This is a genomic window from Enterococcus sp. BSD2780061688st2 D3 (assembly GCF_005844145.1).
Taxonomy (GTDB): Bacteria; Bacillota; Bacilli; order Lactobacillales; family Enterococcaceae; genus Enterococcus_B; species Enterococcus_B durans.
In genome coordinates this window covers 1-2,480 of the sequence record NZ_SPHN01000051.1, presented here as the reverse complement: position 1 = coordinate 2,480, position 2,480 = coordinate 1, and the positions used below count along the sequence as shown (strand labels likewise).

The 2,480-nt window shown below is 40.8% G+C and carries 2 protein-coding genes; both read left to right on the top strand.

From position 1 onward, the window contains the following. Nucleotides 1–122 precede the first annotated feature (122 nt). Complete coding sequence (istA, locus tag FGQ66_RS14915) at nucleotides 123–1,682, top strand: IS21 family transposase (protein WP_115255839.1); 1,560 nt, start codon at nucleotides 123–125, stop codon at nucleotides 1,680–1,682. Further along, nucleotides 1,646–2,425, top strand: a complete 780-nt coding sequence (gene istB / locus FGQ66_RS14910) for an IS21-like element helper ATPase IstB (RefSeq protein WP_308732891.1) — start codon at nucleotides 1,646–1,648, stop codon at nucleotides 2,423–2,425. The genes istA and istB overlap by 37 nt, the downstream gene beginning before the upstream one ends. Nucleotides 2,426–2,480: the final 55 nt, after the last annotated feature.

Below are 2,480 nucleotides of genomic sequence, written 5' to 3'. Positions count from 1 at the left end.
TGTAACTGCTAGACTGTATTGTGCAGTTATTGCTAAATAAGAATGTGCACTTTTACCCTATTACTTCGTTCCATTTGATAAACTAGAAACGTTAGTTTATTGACTGGAAGGAGAAAAAGAAGGTGGATTTTGAAAAAGTGAACAGAATTGCGAAAGTGCATCATTACAAAAAGAAAGGATTTTCAAATGCGAAAATTAGTCGAATGCTTGGCATTCACCGTAACACAGTAATTAGTGATTTGAAGAAAGAACCAAACGAAGCAGTTGTGTGGGTAGAATCCTTAGCGAATCGGAAAAGAAAATTAGATCCATATAAAGAAACTATTTTAAGCTGGCTGAGTGATGAGCCAGAACTGTCCGCAGCTCAAATTGAAGACTGGCTAGAGGAACAGTTTAATTACAGAGAAGCAGCACCCAGTACTATTCGTTCTTATGTCAGAGAGTTAAGGGAAACCTACGGTATTCCTAAAAGATTAACTTATCGCAATTACGAGGCTGTTCCTGAGCTTCCAGCTGGCAGACAGATCCAAGTCGATTTTGGTGAGATTACAGTTAAACGTGCACTTACCGAAGGACGAATAAAGCTTTACTGCATCGGCTTCGTACTCTCCCACTCCCGATATAAATATGTCGAGTGGCAAGAGAGACCCTTTACGACAAAAGATGTCGTTCGCGCACATGAGAATGCTTTTGACTACTTCGGAGGTCGGACAGAAGAAATCGTATATGATCAGGACAAATTAATGATTGTTAGTGAGAACCACGGCGATATATTATTTACCAAACAGTTCCAGGCCTATGTACTTGAGAGAGGGTTTATCGTCCATGTATGTCGAGCGGCTGATCCGGAGTCCAAGGGAAAAGTCGAAGCAGTCGTAAAATTTGTGAAGTATAACTTCGCTCGTGGTCGACGCTTTTATTCAATCACTTCTTGGCAGGAAAGCTGTGAAGCCTGGTTAGAACGTAGAGGCAACTATAAGACACATGAAAAAACAAAAAAGAGACCGATAGACGTGTTCACTCTGGAAAAGTCACACCTCATCTCGATCTCTAACAAACTCATTCTCTCGAACAAAGAAAGTATAACAAAGACCGTTCTGAAAGACAATACGATTCAATATAAATCCAATTACTATTCGGTTCCACTAGGAACCTACCAGCCACAGAAGAAAATCAAAGTACGTGTTGTCGTTAATGATACTAGTTTATCTGTGTTCGAATTGAAAAGTGACCAACAAATCGCTACTCACCTCTTAGCTAAGGGGAAAGGCAAACTGACTAAAGATCCTGATCATGGACGCGAAGATGCGAAAAAGCAGAAACTAGATAATCATATTAGCCGTGTCCTTGGACTTTTTCAAAACGAGGAAAAGGCAATGATCTTCATTGACCAACTGAAGGTCAACTACCCAAGGCATATAAGAGACCAGTTACGTGTCATTGAAGCAGTCAGTGAACGAAACAGTGATTTTTTAGAGAAAGCTTTAAATGAATGTATATCTCTGAATTTATTTAGTGCCGTTACATTAAGAGATGTGGCCAATGACATCGCCCGTCGAGATGTCCAGACAGATTCCGAGTCTACAAGGAATAATAGTTTATCAAAAAAATATCAGACAATTACCGCTGTAGAACGTTCCTTTGAATCATATCTACAGGTGTTAGGAGGGGAACAATCATAAGTACCACAGAAGATCTCCAATCACAATTCAAGCAATTCCGTATGACTGAAACAGCTCAAGCGCTCCCGGGCTTTCTCCGTGAAGCTGAACAGCAGTCCTGGACCTACCAGGAGCTGCTTGTCGCTATATGCGACCATGAAGAACAGCGTCGCGAAGAGAAAACACGACAGAAACATTTAAAATGGGCGCAATTTCCCTTCGAAAAGTCCTTAGAGGACTTTGACACGACCGAATCAGTTTCGATTAGTAAACGTCAGATTTCTCAATTAAGAGCATGCGACTGGTTGGATCAAACATTCAACCTGGTCCTCTTAGGTCCACCAGGCGTCGGTAAAACTCATTTAGCTATTGGCCTTGGACTGGAAGCTATCGACCAAGGGAAACAAGTGGCATTCGTTTCAATGGGTGAGTTGATTACCTTACTTAAAACTGAAGAATACGTCCGAAAATCAGCCATTCGATTGAGGCGTATAAGACAAGCAGATTTAGTTGTGATTGATGACATGATGTTTATGGCAATGGAAACAAGAGAAGCCAACCTCTTTTTCCAGCTAGTCAGTGACTTGTATGAAAAAAGTTCGATCATTTTAACTTCAAACAAAGGACCTGACAGCTGGGGCAAGATGCTTGGTGATCAAGGAATAGCGACAGCTATTCTGGATCGACTTCTTCATCGCTGTGAAGTTATTCATATTAATGGAGAGAGTCATAGAATGAAACATCGAGAATCAGTCTTCACGTAACAAAAGTGCACAAAGTTATCTGGCAAAAAGTGCACAATTCTACTTGACAGTTACA